Here is a 23,004-nt window from a genome sequence, read left to right as displayed (position 1 = left end):
TGATACGTGATACGTGATACGTGATACGTGATACGTGATACGTGATACGTGATACGTGATACGTGATACGTGATACGTGATACGTGATACGTGATACGTGATACGTGATACGTGATACGTGATACGTGATACGTTGTCAGTATAAGTAAATAGTAAGGTGTAATGTAAAGACTTATTTAATCATTTGTTTGAGGAAAACAAATGGCGGAGTGGACGGGACTCGAACCCGCGACCCCCGGCGTGACAGGCCGGTATTCTAACCAACTGAACTACCACTCCGCAGTGGTATGTGCATGGGGTAATGCACTTAATTTGTTTATGATATCAAATGGCGGAGTGGACGGGACTCGAACCCGCGACCCCCGGCGTGACAGGCCGGTATTCTAACCAACTGAACTACCACTCCGCAGAGATATCATTGTTATTACTTAATTTGTTGGCGGAGTGGACGGGACTCGAACCCGCGACCCCCGGCGTGACAGGCCGGTATTCTAACCAACTGAACTACCACTCCGCGATACAAATTTTGTAATAAAATAGCGTTTAAATAGTGGCGGAGTGGACGGGACTCGAACCCGCGACCCCCGGCGTGACAGGCCGGTATTCTAACCAACTGAACTACCACTCCGCAGTATCTAATGCTATTTATTTTTCCTATTGGCGGAGTGGACGGGACTCGAACCCGCGACCCCCGGCGTGACAGGCCGGTATTCTAACCAACTGAACTACCACTCCGCAAAGGAAAATGTTTTACAACCATAAGTTGTGTAAGTAATTGGCGGAGTGGACGGGACTCGAACCCGCGACCCCCGGCGTGACAGGCCGGTATTCTAACCAACTGAACTACCACTCCAGCGCATACTTACAAATTGTCGAAAATTGGCGGAGTGGACGGGACTCGAACCCGCGACCCCCGGCGTGACAGGCCGGTATTCTAACCAACTGAACTACCACTCCACATTTTCGTTGCTGACTGAGTCTCCCCTGACAGCGGCGTGAATAATACGAATCACCCTCTGGTTCGTCAAGGGGTTTTTTGTATTTTTACAGGTTTTTTAGTCATCTGACATCGAAAGGTTTAAAATTTCACCTGATTTGTCATTTTTTGAGCCATTTTTGCCAACTTCATTTTCATTTGTTGCTTGCTCATCATTTTCGGTTTGATTTTTTTTCTTTAAAAACGGTAAAGAAATTTTAAATTTCAGCGGTTTCTTCTGAACAAAAATTCTAATTGCCAGCCAACCTAATAAAAGGACGGTTAAATTTCCAACAACAATTAAGGTCACCATGAGCATGGTGGACGCTTTTTGTTCTTCTTCAAGAATTCGTTGTTGCTCTGCTTGCGCTTCTAAATCGATTTCAGGGCGAACAATTTCTGGTACAGCTTCAATTGGTCGCTCAATTTCAAATTTATAAGTCGGTAACGTTGCCATAAATTCACGGTCATTTATGTTGCTACCAAATACAGAGAGCTCAATACTGTATCGTCCCCAATCATAATTTTTAATTGCAAGCTCTCGTGTTTGCGATTTATCAGCATCTAAAGAGAACATTTGCTCTTCATTATTGGGGTAATATATTTTTCCTTGAATAAGTACAGTTTCTGGTTTGACGATTTCAGGATTTAGCGAGATTGTTAAAATGTGGTCATCTTCATCTTGCTCAGCAAGTGCTACTTCATAATCAAAAGGCGGCTCATGCACCACAATTGGCTTTTGTACTACAGTACGCTTTAATATAGGCGTTTCTATATATAGCTCTGGTTGCCACTCTCCTGCCGGAAAGACCAGCTTAAACTCACCGGTAAACACACCATCAAGCGGACGCTCATCAAAGCCGCGGCCATCATCTCTAAAGTCAGTAACACTTTGCGTGCCCGCACCAAAGTTTGCGTAATCACTATTATTAGTGCTGACAAAATCAACGTGCAAACTTATCACATCGCGAAACTGACCAACTTCTATTGGTTCACCATCATTTAATACACGGCCAGTCAGCTTTACTGTTTCACCACGAAACAGCATAGGCGGGAGTGGATCAACATTAAGCTCTATTTCACCTAGCACCATAATACGGCTATCTGGCAAGATACTGCCGACCACTTGCCAAGGGCCAGGCATAGGGTTGCTAATGGTGATCAGGTCATAGCTCAGTTCATCATGCCAGTCGAGGTCATCATTGTTTACTGAGTCAGTAGCGTAATACTTAGTGCCGTCAGGGCGTACTAAAACAACGGCAGGAGCACCGCGTTTACGAAAGAAGAGTAAGGTTACTTTATCGACTTTATGGTCAATACGAAAACGGTTCTCTAGCAGGGGAATTTCATTTTGCACCCCATCACGTTCTAATGGGGTTATTTTATCTTGCTCGTTGGCAAATCCCGCTAAGGGAATTAAACACACTAATCCTGCTAGTAGTTGTTTTCTCATTTTATTACCTTATTCTGCACGCCACAGGCATTGGCCACCCTTTGCAACCAAGTCTAAACGCTCTTCGTGAGCGGCGTGCTCTTGTTCTGTTGCTCTTAATACCACAAGCGGTGCTCTATCAGCACTTAGTCGGCGAATACCACCAGCTTGTTGAGTTGAGCCTTCATCTTTATTTTGATTAAGATTCAGCTTTACTTGCCCACCCGTCATCGACAGGTAAACATCGGCTAAGATCTCAGAATCCAGTAAAGCGCCGTGTAACGTACGCTTTGAGTTATCAATATCGTAACGACGGCAAAGTGCATCAAGGTTATTCTTTTGACCTGGGTGCAAGTCACGCGCCATTTTTAAAGTATCAAGTACAGTACATACATCGGCAGTATTCGGAAAACCTTGATTTAACAATGCAAACTCATTATCCATGTGGCCGATATCGAACGCTGCGTTATGAATAACAAGCTCAGCGCCACGAATATACTCTAAAAACTCATGGGCAATTTGGTGGTACAGGGGTTTATCACGCAAAAATTCATTGGTGATACCGTGAACGTCTATTGCTTCTTCTTCTATTTCACGTTGTGGATTGATATACACATGAAAGTTGTTGCCAGTAAGACGGCGATTTACAAGTTCAACACAACCGATTTCAATAATGCGGTGGCCTTGCTTTGGGTCAATACCCGTGGTTTCTGTATCTAAAACTATTTGTCTATGTGCCATATCGTCTTAAGCCTGACTCTGGTATCTTTCTAAATTCACTTTATTGTACACAATATCAAGGTAAAACAGTGCAGAAAACCGTAGAGATTTACACCGATGGATCATGTTTAGGAAATCCAGGGCCTGGAGGGTATGGCATCGTGATGCGATACAACGGCCACGAAAAGCAGTTAAGTCAAGGCTACACCCTAACAACAAATAATCGGATGGAAATGCTCGCAGCTATCGTTGCACTAGAAACCCTCACCCGCTCTTGTCACGTCATTCTGACGACCGATAGCCAATATGTGAAACAAGGCATTGAGTCATGGGTTGAAAATTGGAAAAAGCGCGGCTGGAAAACCGCTGCTAAAAAACCAGTTAAGAATGTCGATTTATGGAAACGACTCGATGCTGCCTGCCAACAACACGAGGTAGAGTGGCGTTGGGTAAAAGGCCATAGCGGCAATAAATACAATGAGATTGTTGACGATCTAGCCCGCGAAGCAGCTGGCAGCGATCAATTACTTGAAGACACAGGTTACGACGGTAATTAAAAGCCCCTTGAAATAAACTTGGCGCAGGCCGTTTTATAATTTTGTTATATATTATAAGATTTGGCTATAAATAAATATAAAGGATTCATTATGGCTCTGCGCATTCACTCTTTTTTTCATCAACAAAGTGCCACCCTCTGTTACTTAGTCAGTTGCGAAAACACTAAACAGTGCTTGCTGATTGATGCGCCAGCTGATTTTGATATGCCAAGTGGTGAGTTAAGTTTTACCACCGCCAATGAGATCATCAACTATATAAAGACTGAGCAGCTGACACTACAATGGCTCCTTGAAACTCATGCCCATGCTGACCATATCACTGCAGCAAGTTACATAAAGCAGCAATTACAAGACACACACCCTTGTAAACTCGGCACGGGTGAAGGGATCACACAAGTGCAACAACACTTTAGCCAACTTTATAATCTTGATATGCCATGTAATGGTGAACCTTTTGATGCTTTATTTGCTGATAAAGCACAATTTCAGTTAGGTGATTACATAGTAGATGTGATTGCCACACCGGGCCATACCCCTGACAGCGTGTGTTTTCACATTGATGGCAATGTATTTGTTGGTGACACCTTCTTTATGCCAGACAGTGGCACAGCCCGCTGTGATTTCCCAGGAGGCAGTGCCGGTGAGTTATATGACTCACTACAGCGAATTTTAGCTTTTCCTGACGATACCGTACTTTGGATGTGTCATGACTATCAACCAGATGGCCGCCCTCTTGCGAACAAAAACACAGTGAAAGAGCAGCGTGAGCAAAACATTCATTTAAAAGGGGATAAACAAAGCTTTATTGCGACTCGGGAAGGCCGCGATGCAACCTTGGCAGTACCAAAGCTGTTGCACCCTTCTATTCAATTAAATATTCGTGCAGGTCAGTATCCAAGCAAAACGGATACTCAACAACACTATTTAGCTATCCCGCTCACAGTGCTGCTTTGATGTTTGCCTGAGCCCAGCTCCTTTCACTGGCGAAAATTGCGGCCTTGCATGCCATTTAGGTTTAATTGGTGTCAGCGGGGCCACACGTTTTCGAGCCACCAGCATATACACACTGCCCATTGGCTTTAAATATTGCTGGCCAAAGCTGCGCCACGCCGCAAAACGTGACAAACGGTTGCCTCGTGCAAGCGATGAATGGATAAATCGCTCGTCCGAAATAATCTCAAAGCCTAATAGATTCAACCAGTCTTTTACTCGTGATGGCGTAAAAAAGCGCCCTGTCCAAGGTAACTTTTGGCGACTAAAAGGTAAAAGCTGCGCCAAGCCACACAAGCTAAACGGGTTAAAGCCCGTGATCACCAGATAGCCACCGGGAATTAAAGTACGATGTGCTTCGCGTAAGATGTGGTGTGGATCAGAATGATATTCTAAGCAATGCGACAATATGCAAGCATCAACACTGTGCTCATAAAAAGGTAACTCGTCTACATCAGCAATAACACCAGTAAAAAGCCCCTGCTCTGCGACACAAACTTGGTGCTTAATAGGACTTTCACTGGTGGCCAGCTCTCCACTTAAATTACCAAGTTTGAGCATGTGATAGCCAAACATGCGTGGCAGCCATGGCGTTAGCTTACGTTCAATTTCAGCACGTAAATAGTCACCATGAGGGAACTGCTGCCAAGTGTATGGCTTAGGACCTTCTTGAAAACTAAGGGCTGGTTTCATTTTCTGAGCTCGTTATACTGTGTGTTAACTGTCACTTTATAGAGCAATTAAACATGGTGCAAGTTAAAGCAATTAAAGCCTTTTCTGATAATTACATTTGGTGCATCAGCAGTGAAGCTGAGCAAACAGCCTGGGTCGTCGACCCCGGTCAAGCAGAGCCTGTTTTAAACTATCTGAGCGAACATAACTTAACACTTAGCGGTATCTTGATTACTCACCACCATTATGATCATACCGATGGTGTGGCTGCACTGGTTAAGGAATTTCGTGATATTCCTGTTTATGGGCCAAGACATAGCCCTTTTAAAGGTATTACTCATGGCGTCTCAGAAGCGGATAAAGTCACTGTGTATGATTACACCTTTACCGTGCTTGCGACACCTGGTCATACCCTAGACCATATTTGTTACATTAACGACGAATTAAGTTTTACTGGCGACACCTTATTCAGTGCTGGCTGCGGACGATTATTCGAAGGCAGCGCAGAACAAATGTGGCACTCGTTATGTAAACTAAGAGCCCTGCCAGATGAGTGTAAAATCTACTGCACCCATGAATACACGCAAGCCAACTTAGCCTTCGCAAAAGCCGTTGAACCAAACAATGAGTACTTACTCAGCTACAGTGATGAAGTTGATACTCTGCGCGCCAAAGACGAAATAAGCTTGCCAACCCAGTTAGGCGTGGAAAAACAAATAAATCCATTTTTACGTAGCAATATAGCAACAATCACCGATGAGCTTCCTGATGAGCTAAAAATTAATTTGGATCTGAATGAACCTTGGCAACGCTTTGCAGGTCTCAGAGCCTGGAAAGATAACTTTTAAAAAAACGTAAACGCCGGTAGTTACAATTTTGTATATTTAGATCAGCATCTTGCAATAATAAGCTGACATTAACTGGTCATAAAGTGGCAATATGTTCTCAGAGCAGGTAATATTCGCCGAGTTTTTTTACCTGATGTATGGGTATATATGTATAAGTCTCCTTTAGTTTTATCACTTGCGCTGATTTTAAGTGGCTGTCAATTAACAGCTTCTGATTCAGCAAGTACAGATGTTGCAAGCAATAATGTTGAGCAACAATTAGACGGCGCAAGTCCGAGCGATATCAATGATGCATTGATGATTAACGCTCAATATCAACAATTAACCGATATTGATGAGCCGCCTCCTGTATTTGATGATGTATGGGAGCGTATTCGCTATCAGCTTTCGATTGATGTGCCACAAAACCGCCCAGTTGTTGCTGAACGTAACTATTATGCACGTCATCAGGCCTATTTAGATCGTATCTCTAAACGCGCTGAGCCTTACCTATACTTTATTGTAGAAGAAGTCGAAAAGCGTCAAATGCCAATCGAAATTGCGCTTTTACCTATTGTAGAAAGTGCGTTTGACCCATTTGGTTATTCACATCGCAGTGCTTCTGGCATCTGGCAATTTATGCCACAAACTGGTGAGCGTTTCGATTTAAAACAGAACTGGTGGTATGACGGTCGCCGTGACATTGTACAATCGACCCGTGCAGCGCTAGATTACTTATCATATTTACACAAAACCTTAGAAGGCGATTGGCTAAATGCCATTGCAGCCTATAACTCAGGTGAAGGTCGTTTACTGCGTGCCATTAAAAAGAACCGTAAAAAGCATTTACCAACGGATTTTTGGTCACTTGATTTACCAAGAGAGACCACTGCCTACGTACCTAAGCTGTTAGCGCTGTCTGATCTAGTAAAGCGTAGTGACGAATTTGGTGTTAAGTGGCAGCCAATAATTAATGCTCAAGTCGTTGAAGCAGTTAATGTAGGAAGTCAAATTGACTTAGCACTTGCCGCTGACATGGCAGGTATTAGCTTAACAGAGCTTTATCGTTTAAACCCTGGCTTCAATCGCTGGGCGACAGATCCAAACGGCCCACACTTTTTATTATTACCATCTGATAAAGTTGAAGCGTTTACTGACAAGCTAGCTAAAACAGAGCAAAAAGACCGCCTACGCTGGCAGCAATATGTTGTTGCACGAGGTGACAGTTTATCTGTGATTGCGAAGAAGTTTTCAACAAGCACAAACGCGATTAAAACCCTGAATAAGCTTTCATCGAATACTATTCGTGTTGGTCAGCAATTACTTGTGCCACTGAGCGATGGGGAGATTAATAGCCAGCATTTACCAAAATCAGTACGTATGGCGGCTAATAAAGCAACACGTAAAAAACTTAGCCATAAAGTCGCCAGTGGCGATACATTGTGGGATATCAGCCGTGAGTACGATGTGACCATAGCTGAACTTGCAACATGGAATAAGCTGAAAAAAGACGCGGTACTGCGTGTTGGTCAAAAGCTAACTGTGTATAAACAGGAAAAGTCACAACTTGCTGCTACACAAATCAAAGAGCGCACCATTACCTATAAAGTTCGTCGTGGTGACTCGTTAGCGCGCATTGCTGCTAAGTTTAATGTGTCTGTAGAAGATATTATTAAATGGAACTCATTAGCTGGGCAAAAATACATTCAACCTGGGCAAAAGCTTAAATTAAAGGTTGATGTTCGAAGCGCTTAATTGCTTCATCCAATATCAAAAAAAGAGCGCCTAATGGCGCTCTTTGTCTCTCTCATTTAGTATTTATGCTTCAATGCCCATAAGTGTAATAACTCATTGGCAATGGTCGCTGCGGCAATCGCCGTTAATTCACTTTGGTCATAGGATGGCGACACTTCAACCACATCCATACCGACAATATTAATGCCCTTCAATGCTCGAAGTACTTTAAGTACTTTATCGCTGGTTAAGCCACCACACACTGGAGTGCCTGTCCCTGGAGCAAATGCTGGATCAAGGCAGTCAATATCAAAGGTTAAGTACACAGGTAAGTCACCGATGCGCGCTTTGATTTGCTCTGCGATATCTTGCGCTGGCAAATCATTGGCTGCCATTGCGTCAATCACCGCAAACTCATGTTTGCTTTGATCAAAATCAGTACGAATACCAATTTGAATACTGTGATCAACATCAATAAGCCCTTCCATCGGCGCATGATAAAACATGGTGCCGTGATCATAGCGCGAACCATTGCTGTAAGTATCTGTGTGGGCATCAAAATGCACTAATGCCATTTTACCGTGCTGCTTAGCGTGAGCACGTAGTAATGGCAAAGTCACAAAGTGGTCGCCACCTAAACCCAATAATGTTTTACCTTGACGAAGTATTTGCTCAGCCGCTAATTCTAACTGCGCGGTAAAATATTCTGGGTCGCCTACTGGGTAAGTAAAATCACCCGCATCAGCTAATTTTAAACGCTCAAACAACGGAAACGTCCACGGGTACTTGGTTTCTTCCCATGCCAGGTGCACTGAGGCACGACGAATTGCGTCAGGGCCTAAACGTGCACCTGGGCGACCTGAGGTCGCCAAATCAAAGGGTAAACCTAACACCACTACATCGGCATCGATTGCTGTGATGTTTTGCACCATCGGCTGACGTAAAAACGTCATGCCGTTTGAATACAATGAATGATCTGTGTGGTCAAACAATGTCGACATTGCTTATAACTCTTCTAAATAAGTGTAACCATTTAAGCCAGTTTGCAGCTCATCTAAAACGCTTTGCTGCTCAGTTTCTGGCAATTTAGCAGCCACCAGCTGGGCGTAAGATTGCTGGAAGCTTTCTACATCTAAATGTACGTAACGCATCATGTCTGCAACGGTATCACCTTCGTTAACTTCAGTGATTTGCGCCTGACCTTGCTCATCCATTTTTATAATTGCACTGTGTGTGTCGCCAAATAAGTTGTGCATATCACCTAAAATCTCCTGATAAGCACCCACTAAGAAAAAGCCCATTAAGTAAGGTTTTTCTTCGCTAAATGCTGGCACAGGTAATGTGCTTTCAATACCTTGACCGTCTACATAATGCTCCATAGCACCATCTGAATCGCACGTAATATCAAGTAACACGGCGCGTTTTTGTGGTGCTTCTGTTAAACCACTTAATGGTAGAACAGGAAACACTTGGTCAATACCCCATGCATCCGGTAATGACTGGAATAATGAAAAGTTCACAAAAAACTTATCTGCTAAACGCGCATTTAATTCATCAATAATCGGGCGATGAAAACGATTTTTGTTATCCATATGTTTGTTAAGTTCATAACATACACGTAAGTTAACTTGCTCCGCCCATGCTCGCTCTGTTAAATCTAACAAACCAAGTGCAAATTGGTTATGTGCTTCGGCTAAATCGCCTTGGCTATCATGATAAATTTCGATTAATGCACGGTCGTCATTGTCATCACTTAACTGTTGCCATGATGTCCACATGTTTTTTAATAAAAGTGGTGCATCAGCGGCTGGCGCTTGAATGTCTTCTGGTACATAGCTTTCGGTGCCGATAACATTCGAGATCAATACAGCATGGTGCGCTGTTAACGCACGACCTGATTCAGAAATTATGCGCGGCATTGGCTGCTCATATAACTTACAGGTATCACCAATGGTGTATACGATGTTATTAGCGTATTCACTTAGGCTGTAGTTCATTGAGTTATGAGACTGGCTGCGTGTACCGTCGTAATCTACCGCTAAACCGCCACCCACATCTAAGCAATCAATTTGTGCACCTAACTTGCGTAACTCACAGTAAAAACGCGCAGCTTCACTCACACCTAAGCGAACATCGCGAATGTTTGCCATTTGCGAGCCAAGGTGAAAGTGTACAAGTTGGATCAGATCGAGTTGATCAGACGCTTTTAAACGATTAACCACACTGAGTACTTGCGATGCCGACAAACCAAATTTTGATTTTTCGCCACCACTTGCTTGCCACTTGCCCTTACCTTGCGACGCTAAACGTACACGAATACCAATGCGTGGCTTTACGTTTAACTCTTTAGCTTGGCTAAGCACCATGTCAAGCTCAGACAGTTTTTCAAGAACAATGTAAACCTTGTGACCTAGCTTTTCACCAATTAGTGCTAAACGAATGTATTCTTGGTCTTTGTAGCCATTACACACAATGACAGCACTGGTTTTTTCTGCCATTGCTAATACAGTTAATAGCTCAGGTTTACTGCCCGCTTCTAGGCCCAATTGTTTCTTTTCAATATCAGCTTGGCTTGCAACAATTTCTTCAACAACTTCACGCTGTTGGTTTACTTTAATTGGGTAAACAAGCAAATAGTCTTTCGGGTAACCATAATTTTCAATCGCCGTGTTAAATGCCTGACATAAGCTATGTACGCGATGATGTAAAATTTGTGGAAAACGAACCAACGCAGGCAAGCTTAAGCCTTTATCTTGTAACTGCTGTGCAATATCGATTAGTGCAATGGTTTGCTCTGGGGCATGGGCCTTTGGCGCAACATACACATCACCTTGATCATTAATACCAAAGAAACCTTGGCTCCAATGACGAACATTGTAACTCGTGCGAGCTTGTTCTAGTGATGTTGTCTCTTTCATCTATCTTTCTCTTTTATTTTAGTAGTGCCGAAATCGGCAAGGGTTGTTGCCGCGCATTAAAAGAAAAATAGTGATTCAAGTCCAACAAGAATTTTTACTCGTAACGAGTGATTTTTGATGTGAAAAACTAATCGATAAACCCCCAGTTTTATTAGGGTTTAATTTGGTTGTTAGATTTTAAAATTCCTTTAGATGGACAGGCACTCAATATGGCAAATGAGTGAGCAATTATAAAGGACAGTCACTGTAAATGCATTTCAGAGGACAGGCACTACTTTTGTGATGTCATCAGCTTTTGAAGAGTTTGACCCTAGTTGCCTCCACGCTTCATATTGCTCATTTTCATGCCACGTAATACCTATGTACTCTTGCCAATTCTCGAAGTCTTTAGTGCGATACTTTTCAACCCCACAGCCACCTGTGCCAAAAGCAGTGCGGCAAATTTTTACAATCAGATAAGTACCATCAAAATTCAGTTGTGATTGTTTATCAGTGCAAACACTTAGAGGACGAGTGGGAAATGTGAGAATTACTTTTGTTTTTATGGTGCCATCATGATTGAAGACACCAGTGAGGGAATGACATGAGTTTAAGTAGAACTTGTGGGCACCAATAGTAAGGTCTGGTAACTTATTTTGAGTAAAATTAGATAGCTTCGGTTTCTCACCGCAAGCAGCCACCAGTGAAACCATAGTAAAGCACATGATTTTTAAGGAGTATTTATAAATTAAGGTGACCTCACTAAAACATGGCTAACACTTAAATTACTGGTTAAGCCCTAACTCCATAAATAAACTTTGTGGATTTTCACTGTAGTTACCAAACGGACCACAACGATTGAAACCTAAGTTTTCGTATAGGCTAATAGATTCTGTTTGCTTAGGACCTGTTTCTAATCGAATTAGTGGAATTTGCTGCTCACCAGCGTGATGTAATAATATTTGCATAATTCGACGTGACAAACCTTTACCACGGTAACTTGGTTTTACATATAGACGGCGGATTTCACCGTATGGAGGGTTGCCTTCTTGCATCACGATTGCGCCACATGCAACGATACCATCTTCATTTTTTAAGCCTATAGCATATACATTAGGCTCAGCTAACTCTTCAACACTTAAAGATTGGGCGGTAGCAACAGGGTATAATGAGTTTATGAGTCGGTCTATATCAGAAAACACGTTTACTACTTCAGGATCATGTGGATTTAAATCGACTAACTGCATAAAACTCCCATTTTCATATGTCGGTTTTGTTAATGGTGTTAACAATAATATCGGATATTAGTCTGATCCTCTACTGTTGTTTTCAATATTCATTTTTATAGGTACTATTCAGACCGCCATACTATCGCTTAGTTCAACAGTATGTAACTGAAAAAACGCCCAGTTGATAAAAATTAAAGTTCAACCTACACCACCCTATTTAGGATTAATGCTTTCTACTGACAACTTTTAATTTTAAAAATTCTGATCTTGCAAGACTGCATCTTATAAATTGGAAAATATTAAAATTGAAAGAAGAATTACTAAATTTCTGCTGAATTTAATCTTAGAAAATGTATTTTTTATGAAGTATTAAACTTAGCCCAGACTTTTAAAGCTTAATTCGGTCAATTTAATTATCTCAAAGCATTCCGAAAGCAAGGGATTGAAAGCTCTACACTAAAATTACTTAGAAATTAATTAGCAAGTAATAACTTACAGCTTGTTAGGTTACTTCGTCGCTTACGAGCAGTTTTACTGCAATAACGTTCAATAGCCCCCATTCGACCTACAGCCCCATGAAATAAGTTTTCAAATTGGGTTGTTACTGTTAACCATTTTTCCGGTTCGAAATTCAGCCTTTCAAGAATAGGAGGTAAATTATGCTCTATATACCCAGGCTTATCCGCGCTGATACTACGACCAGTTTGCTCTACCAGTAACAAGTATGACTTTAACTCGAAAGGTATACCCTTTGATTTATACTTACTCATGCCACCAATGAAACGAGCTAGTACCTTAGGTTGCTTTGACTCCTTCGTGCTCTGGCATCGCTTTTTAAAACTGGTATAGTCCGATTGCTCCGGCGTGCTCGCAGCTTTAGCACGAACAGGGTTTAAGTCAACATAGGCCATACATGCTAAAAGCGCTGATTCATCAAGCAATGCTTGGCTTTTAAAGCGTCCTTCCCAAAAGTGACCCGTACACTCGTCTTCTTTATTTGCACGTCTGGCAATATATTCATTAAGCGTTCGCATGAACCAACTAATGCTCGAAAGGCGTGCCCTATACTCTGCAACTTCCTTATTTAAGAATACTTTCTGACCATCACTTAGCGGTTCACCATGAAGAAATTTTTGACCTAAAGGTGTTGCTTTACTGAGCTTAAACCAACGTAAGAGAATGGCCTTATCAGATAACCTATTTGCTTTTTTATCATCAACATAAAGCACAACATGAGTATGGTTACTCATCACCGCATAAGCGCACACATCAATACAAAACACTTTTGCAAGAAAAAGTAGGCGCTCTTCAACCCATCCTCTGCGGTGTTCATATGATTTACCTGTGAGTACATCTTTCCCACAAAGATAGGCACGTCTGACGCAACGGGATACGCAGTGATAATATTTGGTGTTCGACAAACAGATTTGCCGCTTCCTTGCTAAAGCCATCGTTCACTCCTTGAACTGATAATTTGAAATACATTAGCTGTAACTAAAGTGTAGACAAAATCTGTTTTGCTGCAAGAACACTTAAATGCAGTGACTGTCCATTTAAATTTATTCCTTTTGAATACAGCTGAGGCCTAGGCTTAAAGTGACTGTCCATGTAAAGGGTTACTCTTCAACCCATCCTCTGCGGTGTTCATATGATTTACCTGTGAGTACATCTTTCCCACAAAGATAGGCACGTCTGACGCAACGGGATACGCAGTGATAATATTTGGTGTTCGACAAACAGATTTGCCGCTTCCTTGCTAAAGCCATCGTCCACTCCTTGAACTGATAATTTGAAATACATTAGCTGTAACTAAAGTGTAGACAAAATCTGTTTTGCTGCAAGAACACTTAAATGCAGTGACTGTCCATTTAAACTCTTCCTCTTAATTACAGCTGAGAGCATGGCTTAGAGTGACTGTCTATGTAAAGGGTTAAACACTTTGTTACGGAAAAAAGCTGTTCAAATATCGTTAAAACCCTATACTGCAACCAACAAGAAAAAAGATGAGGTTTTCTCGTGCAGTTCACTCAAGGTATGGAATACTTCTTTTCTGGCTTTAAACTAATTAGCCAAAAGGGGTTGAAACGTTTTGTACTTATTCCTTTATTAATCAATATTCTGCTTTTTGGTAGTTCGCTGTTCTTTTTATATGGCTGGCTTACCGATGGCTTCGCTTATATGAACTCGTTATTACCCGAATGGCTTAGCTGGCTTGAATGGCTAATGTGGCCGATTGCCGTGCTGGTGATTTTATTTAGTTACAGCATGCTCTTCACGGTTATCACTAATTTTATAGCAGCCCCATTCAACGGCCTACTCAGTGAAAAAGTCGAGCTTTACTTAACTGGGCAAAAAATTAATGACGACAGCCTTTTCGATACAATGAAAGATGTGCCACGTATGCTCGGCCGAGAATGGACAAAACTGTGCTATTACCTACCGCGCGCTATAGGCTTTTTTATTTTATTGTGGATTTTACCTGTGATCGGGCAAGTTTTATGGGTGTTATTCACCTGTTGGATGTATGCAGTACAATACGAAGACTATGCGTTCGATAACCATAAAATTAGCTTTAACGAAATGAAAGACGACTTAAAGCAAAAGCAAACGCTTTCTTATGGTTTTGGATTAGCGGTAATGATTTTAACTGCCATTCCATTCGTAAACTTAATTGTCATGCCTGTTGCAGTGTGCGGTGGCACCCGTTTGTGGGTCGATAATTATCGTAGTAAATACCGTTAAAATTTAGGTTTTCTGATACCTAATAAAAAGGCCAATAGTGTGAGCTATTGGCCTTTTTAATTTCAAATTAATATTAACTGTAAAGGCTTTGCGGCACCTTAGTTACATTCAAATGTACCGTGACTTCTTCACGGTCATGATATAAATGCTTGGCTTGTAATTCGTAACTTACACCATACTTTTCAAGCTCTTCTTTAATCATTTTTAAACACTCGTAAACGCTATCAAAACGTTTTTTCATCGGTAGTTTAAGATTAAAAATAAGCTCTTTTGCGTAAGCGTTCACCGCCCAATCTATCATTAGATTGGTCACTTTAGCCGGCTTTTCGACCATGTCACAGACTAACCATTGAATATTGCGCTTTTCTGGGCGGTATTTAAAACCATCAACTCTAAAGTGCTTTACCTGACCAGTTTCCATTAAGTCATCATTCATAGGACCATTATCGATTGCGCTTACAAACATGCCACGGCGCACCAGCTGATAAGTCCAACCACCTGGGCAAGCGCCTAAATCAACCCCTCGCATGCCAGGTTGCATACGCTCTTCAGCTTCATGGGGTGGAATAAATACGTTAAAGGCTTCATCAAGTTTCAATGTTGAGCGGCTCGGCGCATCATTAGGCATACGTAAACGCGGAATGCCCATAAAGAAAGGCGAATTATTAAATGTGTATGAGTAGCCAACATAAGCACTGTCGTTTGCTAAAAATAACACATGCATAACTGGTTTTTTCTCGGCAAGCTCGCGTGTTACCTTCGAGCGCTTTTCAAGTGACTTTTTCAGTGGCGTCGAAATTTTCTTGCAGAACTTACTAAGCTCTTTACCTTCATTGGTGTCTGGCGTTTCTACACGTAGGTCACCACATTCAGGAAACTCAGCGGCAGCTTCAACAATAGCAGTAACGCGGTCTTCAAGTGGCATGTTATCGACTAAGGTGCCAGTAAACCATTGGCGAGCAAATACCATATTTTTGAAATCTACTTTTTTGATGATTTCTTCACCGTGGCTTGCATCAAAACATTCGTAAACAACAATACCCGTATTTGGTTTTGTTTTTACGTAACCTGCAAAGCCTTGTTCAGCAGCCTGAAAAGTAATTTCAGCAGCGGCATCATTTTCAAAACCACTGCGACAATAAATAACTACACTCGACATAGATAACCCTTAAAACTTATATCGTGCTGCTTGAACTAACAAAATAGCCCAACCAATAATAAAACAAACACCGCCAATTGGGGTGATAGGCCCAAGCCACTTCATGCCCGTTAGTGCGAGTAAATACAAACTACCGCTAAATAAAACGGTACCTGCGATAAAAAATCCACCAGCCCAGCTTAAGTTCATGCCCCACTTAATTAAGATAGCAATTGCTATCAATGCAAGGCCATGCACCATTTGGTATTCAGCAGCGGTTTTAAAAATTCCAATCGCATACTCAGAAACGCGGCTTTTTAATCCATGCGCAGCAAAGGCGCCAAGTATCACCGAAAGCATGCAAAATAAGCTGCCAATCATTAAATATAGTTTGATCATTGTGCATCTCCGGCCGCTAAATTCATAATAAACTGCGCTGCATAATCTGCAGCTTGCTGTAAGTTTTCTTGTTCTGTAATGCCACTTTTTTTACGAGGTTTTAATGAGTGGTCACCATCTTTTAGAAATTTAATCTCTGGCGGATTAACCATTTCAAGCTCAGCGAGTTCTTGCTGATTACCAAATGTATCGCGTTCACCTTGCAGAACTAAAAAAGGGCACGGCATATCAACAAAATGGTCTATACGAAGCTTTTCGGGTTTACCCGGTGGGTGAAACGGATAGCCAAAAGCAACCACGCCAGCAATTTGAGCTTGGTCCTGCTCGGTACAGAGCATAGAAGCCATACGCCCACCCATAGATTTACCCCCAATAAATAGCGGCAATTCTGGCTGGCGCTCGGCTAAAACTTCACTAAAGTAGCCAAGTAATTTAGGAGCACGCTCGGGTGGCCTACGCTTGCCTGTTTCTTTTGAAATTTGCATATACTGAAAGTCAAACAGCGCTACATCAATATCATACTGACTAATCAAGTTAGCAATTGTTTGCATAAACTCAGAATCACTGCCTGCCCCTGCACCATGGGCAAATATAAACTGTGCACGCGCCTTGCCCGTTGCACTTTTAAACCACTGTAACATGTTAATACTCTTGTTCTTGTTCAACTAAGCTCAGCATCCAGTCTTTGAAAGAGACTATTTTGCCAAGCTCTGTTTGCGATTCGCGGATCACTAAATAATAAGCATTTTTACTTTCTAATGAGTGACTAAATGGAATGACGAGTCGACCCGCATCAATATCGGGTTTTGCTAAAACGCTATTACCAATTGCAACCCCCTGCCCATGCACCGCGGCTTGCAATACCATCGATGAGTGACTAAAAATCGGCCCTTGGTTAACTTGTACATTACGTACACCTGCCGTTTTCATCCAGGTTTTCCAATTTTTACGGGTGGTATCATGCAATAAGGTATGATTTGCTAAATCACTAGGTTGATTAAGCGGCTTAGGGCCCGTTAACAACAATGGGCTACATAATGGCACTAGGTATTCAGTGTGCAGTTTATATGTCTGCACCCCGCTCCAGTGGCCACGACCATAATAAATAGCAATATCTACATCGTCAGAAAGTGAATTTTCATCCTGATCTTGCGCCTTAATTCGCACGTCGATTTCTGGATGTAATTCATTAAATAAACTAAGTCTGGGTACTAACCATTGAATCGCAAAGCTTGGCGTTAAACTTACCGTTAATGACCCTTTCGCGCCTCGGGCAAGTAGTTTTTCTGTGGCATCAATCAGCTGGGTAAAAATTTCTTTAATATCTAAAAAGTAGCCTTGCCCTTCTTCGGTTAACAGCAAAGAACGATTCTTACGTAAAAACAGCTTTAAACCTAAATGCTCTTCAAGGGTTTTAATTTGGTGGCTTACCGCGGCCTGCGTTACATATAGCTCTTCTGCTGCTTTGGTAAAGCTCAAATGGCGGGCAGCGGCTTCGAATGCTTTTAGTGCATTTAAAGGAGGTAAACGACGAGACATAAACACCAAACTTAGAATTAGTTTTTCTTATGCGTCGATTATAGCGATACAAATAAAAAAAGGCGACCATGGTCGCCTTTTTCATACTTATATACTTAAATTATAAATCGCTTGCGCTGGTATCGAGTGGTGCAAAGCTTTTAACTAAGTCATCAACCGCTTTCATTTGCGATAAATAACCTTCTAGCTTGCTTAGTGCAAGTGCACATGGACCATCACATTTTGCTTCATTCGGATTAGGGTGCGCTTCAATAAATAAACCCGCAATGCCTAATGCCATACCACTGCGAGCAAGTTCTGCAGCTTGCGCACGGCGACCATCCGCAGAGTCAGCTCGGCCACCTGGGCGTTGTAATGCGTGTGTTGCATCAAAGATTACCGGCGCCATAGGCTTCATGTCATCCATACCAAGCATATCAACCACAAGGTTGTTATAACCAAAACTAGTACCACGCTCACACAGTGCAACATTATTGTTGCCCGCTTCATTAAACTTTTTAATGATATGACGCATTTCGTGTGGTGCTAAAAACTGTGGCTTTTTCACATTGATAATAGCGCCAGTTTTTGCCATGGCTACAACTAAGTCAGTTTGACGAGCAAGGAATGCTGGCAACTGAATTACATCAACTACTTCAGCTACAGGAGCTGCTTGATGCGGCTCATGTACGTCAGTGATCAGTGGCACATTAAAAGTAGATTTAATTTCTTCAAAGATTTTTAAACCTTCTTCCATACCAGGGCCTCGGTATGAGTTAATTGAAGAGCGATTAGCTTTATCAAAAGAGGCTTTAAACACGTATGGAATGTTTAGCTTTGATGTAACTTCTACATAATGCTCCGCAATACGCATCGCTAAATCACGTGATTCAAGTACGTTCATACCGCCAAACAATACAAATGGTTTGTCGTTGGCTAATTCAATCTCGTTAATTTTAATTAACTGGTTGTTCATTTCTATTCCTTAAGGTGCAACAGCTTGTAGCATTAATCCACAAATATAAGCCATGTAAGTACCTACACCATAGCCTAAAACAGCAAGTAAAACACCTACTGGCGCAAGTGATGGGTGGAATGCTGATGCGACAACAGGTGCTGATGCCGCGCCGCCTACATTGGCTTGAGAGCCTACTGCCATATAAAAAAGTGGTGCTTTAATTAGTTTCGCCACTATAAGCATCAAGCTTGCATGGGTAATCATCCAAATAACACCGAGTACAAAGTACATTGGCGAGTCAAAAATCGCGGTAATATTCATGTGTAAGCCAATTGAAGCAACAAGAATATACAAAAAGCTTGATGCTACTTTTGAAGCGCCAAAGGCTTCAATATGGCGAACTTTAGTAAACGATAAACTAATACCAATTGTGGTAGAGATAACGATTAACCAAAAGAATTTACTGTTTAAACTATACTCTTGTGCCCACGGGAAGTTATCCCCAAAAAACGGACCTAAAAAGTCAGCACAAAAATGCGCAAGGCCTGTAATACCAAAGGCAATTGCAATAATTGTCATGTAATCATTTAAGGTAGGCATGCGCGCATGCTCAGCGTGATACTTTTCTACGCGCTCTTTTAAATCTTCAATTGCACGCGTATCTGCGCCTGTTTTAGCATCAATCGCCTTGTGGTTTGCTGCCATTAATAACAGTACAGCCATCCATAAGTTAGCCACAATCACATCAACAGTCACCATTGCAGAGAAGATATCACCGCCTACTTCAAACATTTCTTTCATTGAAGCTTGGTTTGCGCCGCCACCAATCCAGCTACCGGCGATGGTTGTCATACCACGCCAAACAGCGTCAGGGCCATGACCACCCACCGCTTCTGGATAAACGGCACTCATAACTAAGATAGCCAGTGGACCACCGATAACAATACCCATGGTGCCTGTTAAAAACATGATTAATGCTTTTGGCCCGAGGTTTAAGATCGCTTTTAAATCAATACTAATAGTAAGCAATATCAAGCAAGCTGGTAGTAAATAGCGCGACGCCACAAAATATACATTTGAAGAATGGCCATCAACAATACCAAAGGTATTGAGTAATGATGGTAAAAAGTAGCAAAGCAATAATGCCGGTACATATTTATAAAATTTTTGGCAGGCAGCATTATTACTGTGCGAGGTTTTAAAAATAAACCCCAAAATAACGGCAAGCAAACCAAGTACGACTGCGTCATTGGTAATTAGCGCACTGTGGGCGTCAGTCATAAATGTTCCTTTAAATTAGTGGTGTGTATTATTGTTGTCTTCTATTTCAGCAATTTGATGCTGAATAACTTCGATAGCTGGATCATCTGGGCACTCATTAACAAAGTACTGCAAATCATCACGTGCCATTTTTGGGCAATCTAGCTGATTAAGTAAATAGCCGCGGTCACGACGCTCATACGGGTCATCACCAAGTAATTCCATCAGCATTTCTACACAATGCAAAGCATGGCCAAATTTACTTTCGCTGATAAACGACCATTTTTGTTGAGCTAGATACAGCTTATACAGCTCTTCTTCAAAAATCAGTTCAAGCGGTTCTTGCTCATCGCCATTTTCTTCACAGGCGTTCTCTGGTGTTATATACCAGCTCTGCTGACCTGTGCTTGGCTCAATTAAATAACCTTCTTCATCACTCATGCCAACGTGAACGTGCACGTCTCCCTGACTAAGCGTGACTGTGGCATCAAGTTCAGCATGCTGTAATAAATGACAAAGTAAAATTGCCAGCGTGGTTTGTGTGCCACTGCGCATGGTAATGGTGTAGCTAAAGCTATTTAACGTGTACTCAGGCACTTTTAAGCTTGATGAGCTAAACAGCCATTGCTGATAAAAGGTATCAAGTAACTTATCGAGACGCTCATGTGGCTCTTTTAATTCAGCGCAAAGAGCTGTTACCGTATTTTCAAGCTCATTAAGGGTGTCATAACAGGCTGTTAAATCAGCTTGTTGGTCCCACTTTAATTCGGCGTCGATACAACGATAAAGCACTTTAGAAGAAAATGCGTCAAAGGCCTCATCTTGATAGGATTCATTTTGATCTTCAAACCAAGGGGTGGTCATTTATACTGCTACATCTCTTTCAAAAACGAACAGCTAGTTTACCTACTTTTGCCCTAAGTTACCAATACTGAGCGATGAGATATAAAAAAGCGGTACAACAGCCAATGCCATCAAATACCGCCTAGAGATTTGTTATAAAAGAAGTGCTGTTTTTGCAGACGCTAAATAACCAATTGCTAATAAAATAAGCGTGGTTATAGCAAGTAATATAACCTTCGCGCCTTGTGCGCTTTGCTTAGCTGCAACAATACCTAGTACAATATAAGCTACCACTAAGATTATCTTTTCTAATAACCAAGATTGTTCAAGTGGGTTAAAACCTGCCATTACAATCAATGCCACGGCAGAAACAAGTAATAAGGTGTCGATACTGTGGCTGCCAATAAACACTACTTTATTTTTTGCCAGAGCGCCCGTCTTTAAGCGTGAAAAAGAACGAACGTAAAATAAGATAATACTCAACACGGCAAATAACATGTGAGTATGTTTTACTGCTAAATAATCCATATGCCCCTAATTTTATTTTAATTAATCTGGATAACGTACAAGTACGTCTTCAATTTCTTTAACACGCTGATTAAACACTTCGATTAGCTTAGGATCAAATTGTTTACCCTGTTGCGCATTAATTTCTTTAACTACATCGTCAAGTGACCACGGCTCTTTATAACAGCGCTTATGGCGCAGTGCATCAAACACATCAGCTAAGGCGACAATGCGACCTGCAATTGGAATGTCATCACCTTTTAAACCTTTCGGATAGCCTGAACCATCCCAACGCTCATGGTGCGATAACGCAATAATCGCCCCGGTATTAACAATGTCACGATTTGAACCTTTTAAAATTAAATGACCTTTTTCAGCATGTTGCTGCATAATGGCCCACTCTTCGTCGGTAAGTGGCCCAGGCTTATTTAAGATAGCATCAGGAATACCCACTTTACCCACATCATGCAGTGGCGCAGCTAAGCGAATAAGCTCTGCTTCGCGTTTTGATAGACCATAGCCCATGGCAAGTTCATAACAAATGTGCGATACACGTTTTACATGATTACCGGTTTCTGTTGAACGTTGCTCTAATGCTTCACTAAGTCTAAATACTAACTCTTGCTGTGTTGCTTCAATTTCAGATTGTAGCTGCACATTTTCATACGCCAGCTGTACATTTTGCGAGAAAATTTCAATCAAATGGCGCTGAGTGTCAGTTAAATGCTTCGGGATACCGGAAATAAATAACATCGAGTTGTGATTACATTCACTACAGCAATAAGCAAATAAATAGTTTTCACGGTAGACGATGGTTTTTTCGCTCAGTGCTTGTTGGCAGGCTTGTAACTGCTCCTCATCAAGCACTTCTTCAATCGCCTTGCCTTCACTGCGTTCAAACTCACCTCGCCCTGAAAACACGACAAGCTTTTTTTGGTTATCTTGCGGGTTACTGGCAACTAAACTTGTTGCATACATAGCTTGATCAACAGTACCTAGCAATGAGGTAAGTTGCTGCATCACCCCTTCAATAAAGCTCTCAAGAGAATGAGTCGAAAAAATATCTCGCGATGCTTTAATAATTTTTTCGAGGCCTTGGCGAGATTGCTCAATCGATAAAATGTCACGGTAAGAACGTAAGCTCGACATCACCACAGTGAATAGTTTTTGTGCGGTTAATTCAGTTTTTGATTTGTAGTCATTGATATCGTAATTAACGATAACTTGGCGCTCTGGCGCTTGCCCAGGCTGGCCTGTACGAAGAATGATACGAATGTGATTATTTTTTGCGGTTTCGCGAATAAACTTAGCGACTTTGAGGCCTGCATCGTCGGTTTCCATAACCACATCGAGTAGTACGATAGCCGCATCTGGATGCTGTTGAATAACCTGCTTAGCTTCTTCACCCGAATAGGCGCTAATAAACTCTAAACGTTTATCTTGAAATTCAAAGTCACTCAACGCAAGCTTTGTTACGGCATGTACTTCTGGCTCGTCATCTACGACGATGACTTTCCAACTACCCTGAACCACCTCATTTACTTCATCAAGTGCTTCATCCGAAAACAAAAAATCATCCATTCTATGGGATCCTCAAAGGCTATG

At 41.7% G+C, this 23,004-nt stretch carries 22 protein-coding genes and 7 tRNA genes; 5 read left to right on the top strand and 24 right to left on the bottom strand.

Annotation, left to right across the window (positions count from 1 at the left end):
• Positions 1-202: 202 nt before the first annotated feature.
• The 9 genes from ABMY41_RS09615 to dnaQ form a co-directional block, all read right to left on the bottom strand.
• Positions 203-279, bottom strand: a tRNA-Asp gene (locus tag ABMY41_RS09615).
• A 50-nt stretch (positions 280-329) separates the two neighbouring features.
• Positions 330-406, bottom strand: a tRNA-Asp gene (locus tag ABMY41_RS09610).
• A 31-nt stretch (positions 407-437) separates the two neighbouring features.
• A tRNA-Asp gene (locus tag ABMY41_RS09605) sits at positions 438-514 on the bottom strand.
• A gap of 37 nt (positions 515-551) precedes the next feature.
• Positions 552-628, bottom strand: a tRNA-Asp gene (locus ABMY41_RS09600).
• Positions 629-658: 30 nt separating this feature from the next.
• Positions 659-735 (bottom strand) — tRNA-Asp (locus ABMY41_RS09595).
• 41 nt (positions 736-776) lie between these two features.
• Positions 777-853: transfer RNA gene (locus ABMY41_RS09590), tRNA-Asp, on the bottom strand.
• 27 nt (positions 854-880) lie between these two features.
• Positions 881-957, bottom strand: a tRNA-Asp gene (locus ABMY41_RS09585).
• A gap of 98 nt (positions 958-1,055) precedes the next feature.
• Entirely contained in the window at positions 1,056-2,429 is a 1,374-nt protein-coding gene (locus ABMY41_RS09580; protein WP_304637809.1) for a TIGR03503 family protein, read from the bottom strand.
• A gap of 9 nt (positions 2,430-2,438) precedes the next feature.
• Complete coding sequence (gene dnaQ / locus ABMY41_RS09575) at positions 2,439-3,149, bottom strand: DNA polymerase III subunit epsilon (protein ID WP_054561795.1); 711 nt, start codon at positions 3,147-3,149, stop codon at positions 2,439-2,441.
• 68 nt (positions 3,150-3,217) lie between these two features.
• On the opposite strand from dnaQ, the gene rnhA reads away from it, so the two are divergent.
• Complete coding sequence (rnhA, locus tag ABMY41_RS09570) at positions 3,218-3,685, top strand: ribonuclease HI (RefSeq protein ID WP_054561796.1); 468 nt, start codon at positions 3,218-3,220, stop codon at positions 3,683-3,685.
• 90 nt (positions 3,686-3,775) lie between these two features.
• The gene (locus ABMY41_RS09565) at positions 3,776-4,639 is read left to right on the top strand and encodes an MBL fold metallo-hydrolase (protein ID WP_349274562.1); all 864 of its coding nucleotides are present in this window, start codon (positions 3,776-3,778) and stop codon (positions 4,637-4,639) included.
• Here the strand turns inward: ABMY41_RS09565 and ABMY41_RS09560 are convergent.
• Complete coding sequence (locus ABMY41_RS09560) at positions 4,610-5,368, bottom strand: class I SAM-dependent methyltransferase (protein WP_054551627.1); 759 nt, start codon at positions 5,366-5,368, stop codon at positions 4,610-4,612. The two genes, ABMY41_RS09565 and ABMY41_RS09560, sit on opposite strands and share 30 nt — an antisense overlap.
• A 53-nt stretch (positions 5,369-5,421) precedes the next feature.
• Between ABMY41_RS09560 and gloB the strand changes: the two genes are divergently transcribed.
• Positions 5,422-6,195 (top strand): hydroxyacylglutathione hydrolase, encoded by a 774-nt coding sequence (gene gloB / locus ABMY41_RS09555; RefSeq protein WP_349274561.1) that lies wholly within the window; start codon positions 5,422-5,424, stop codon positions 6,193-6,195.
• Positions 6,196-6,342: 147 nt separating this feature from the next.
• A complete protein-coding gene (locus ABMY41_RS09550; RefSeq protein ID WP_054561800.1) occupies positions 6,343-7,929 on the top strand; it encodes a LysM peptidoglycan-binding domain-containing protein in 1,587 nt (528 codons plus the stop codon).
• Between the two features lie 56 nt (positions 7,930-7,985).
• Here ABMY41_RS09550 and speB read toward each other — a convergent pair whose 3' ends face one another.
• The 5 genes from speB to ABMY41_RS09525 form a co-directional block, all read right to left on the bottom strand.
• Positions 7,986-8,909, bottom strand: coding sequence for an agmatinase (gene speB, locus ABMY41_RS09545; RefSeq protein WP_349274560.1), 924 nt, complete (start codon positions 8,907-8,909; stop codon positions 7,986-7,988).
• A 3-nt stretch (positions 8,910-8,912) separates the two neighbouring features.
• Positions 8,913-10,826, bottom strand: a complete 1,914-nt coding sequence (gene speA / locus ABMY41_RS09540; protein WP_135924153.1) for a biosynthetic arginine decarboxylase — start codon at positions 10,824-10,826, stop codon at positions 8,913-8,915.
• Between the two features lie 257 nt (positions 10,827-11,083).
• A complete protein-coding gene (locus tag ABMY41_RS09535; RefSeq protein ID WP_289098728.1) occupies positions 11,084-11,518 on the bottom strand; it encodes a hypothetical protein in 435 nt (144 codons plus the stop codon).
• 72 nt (positions 11,519-11,590) lie between these two features.
• On the bottom strand, positions 11,591-12,052 hold the full coding sequence (locus ABMY41_RS09530; protein WP_175082138.1) for a GNAT family N-acetyltransferase: 462 nt from the start codon (positions 12,050-12,052) through the stop codon (positions 11,591-11,593).
• 455 nt (positions 12,053-12,507) lie between these two features.
• Positions 12,508-13,485: a transposase gene (locus ABMY41_RS09525; RefSeq protein WP_349274559.1), complete on the bottom strand. Its 978-nt coding sequence runs from the start codon at positions 13,483-13,485 to the stop codon at positions 12,508-12,510.
• Between the two features lie 565 nt (positions 13,486-14,050).
• On the opposite strand from ABMY41_RS09525, the gene cysZ reads away from it, so the two are divergent.
• Positions 14,051-14,776, top strand: a complete 726-nt coding sequence (cysZ, locus tag ABMY41_RS09520) for a sulfate transporter CysZ (RefSeq protein ID WP_063529477.1) — start codon at positions 14,051-14,053, stop codon at positions 14,774-14,776.
• Between the two features lie 73 nt (positions 14,777-14,849).
• Here the strand turns inward: cysZ and rlmM are convergent, their stop codons facing one another.
• The 9 genes from rlmM to ABMY41_RS09475 all read right to left on the bottom strand — a co-directional run bounded on the left by rlmM (position 14,850) and on the right by ABMY41_RS09475 (position 22,980).
• Positions 14,850-15,935, bottom strand: coding sequence for a 23S rRNA (cytidine(2498)-2'-O)-methyltransferase RlmM (rlmM, locus tag ABMY41_RS09515; RefSeq protein ID WP_175082136.1), 1,086 nt, complete (start codon positions 15,933-15,935; stop codon positions 14,850-14,852).
• A gap of 9 nt (positions 15,936-15,944) precedes the next feature.
• Positions 15,945-16,313, bottom strand: a complete 369-nt coding sequence (locus ABMY41_RS09510; RefSeq protein ID WP_252948600.1) for a DUF423 domain-containing protein — start codon at positions 16,311-16,313, stop codon at positions 15,945-15,947.
• Entirely contained in the window at positions 16,310-16,954 is a 645-nt protein-coding gene (locus ABMY41_RS09505; RefSeq protein ID WP_287246266.1) for an alpha/beta family hydrolase, read from the bottom strand. The genes ABMY41_RS09510 and ABMY41_RS09505 overlap by 4 nt, the downstream gene beginning before the upstream one ends.
• Position 16,955: 1 nt before the next feature.
• A complete protein-coding gene (locus tag ABMY41_RS09500; RefSeq protein ID WP_054561808.1) occupies positions 16,956-17,852 on the bottom strand; it encodes a transcriptional regulator GcvA in 897 nt (298 codons plus the stop codon).
• A gap of 100 nt (positions 17,853-17,952) precedes the next feature.
• A complete protein-coding gene (kdsA, locus tag ABMY41_RS09495; protein ID WP_054561809.1) occupies positions 17,953-18,807 on the bottom strand; it encodes a 3-deoxy-8-phosphooctulonate synthase in 855 nt (284 codons plus the stop codon).
• Between the two features lie 9 nt (positions 18,808-18,816).
• Positions 18,817-20,070, bottom strand: coding sequence for a DUF819 family protein (locus ABMY41_RS09490; protein WP_349274558.1), 1,254 nt, complete (start codon positions 20,068-20,070; stop codon positions 18,817-18,819).
• A gap of 15 nt (positions 20,071-20,085) precedes the next feature.
• Positions 20,086-20,913: a tetratricopeptide repeat protein gene (locus tag ABMY41_RS09485; RefSeq protein WP_054561811.1), complete on the bottom strand. Its 828-nt coding sequence runs from the start codon at positions 20,911-20,913 to the stop codon at positions 20,086-20,088.
• A 132-nt stretch (positions 20,914-21,045) separates the two neighbouring features.
• Entirely contained in the window at positions 21,046-21,420 is a 375-nt protein-coding gene (locus tag ABMY41_RS09480) for a SirB2 family protein (protein ID WP_252948602.1), read from the bottom strand.
• A gap of 21 nt (positions 21,421-21,441) precedes the next feature.
• Positions 21,442-22,980, bottom strand: coding sequence for a response regulator (locus ABMY41_RS09475; RefSeq protein WP_175082132.1), 1,539 nt, complete (start codon positions 22,978-22,980; stop codon positions 21,442-21,444).
• Between the last annotated feature and the right edge of the window lie 24 nt (positions 22,981-23,004).

The organism is Pseudoalteromonas sp. BZA4 (assembly GCF_040104395.1).
GTDB lineage: Bacteria > Pseudomonadota > Gammaproteobacteria > Enterobacterales > Alteromonadaceae > Pseudoalteromonas.
This window is presented reverse-complemented; position numbering and strand designations above follow the sequence as displayed.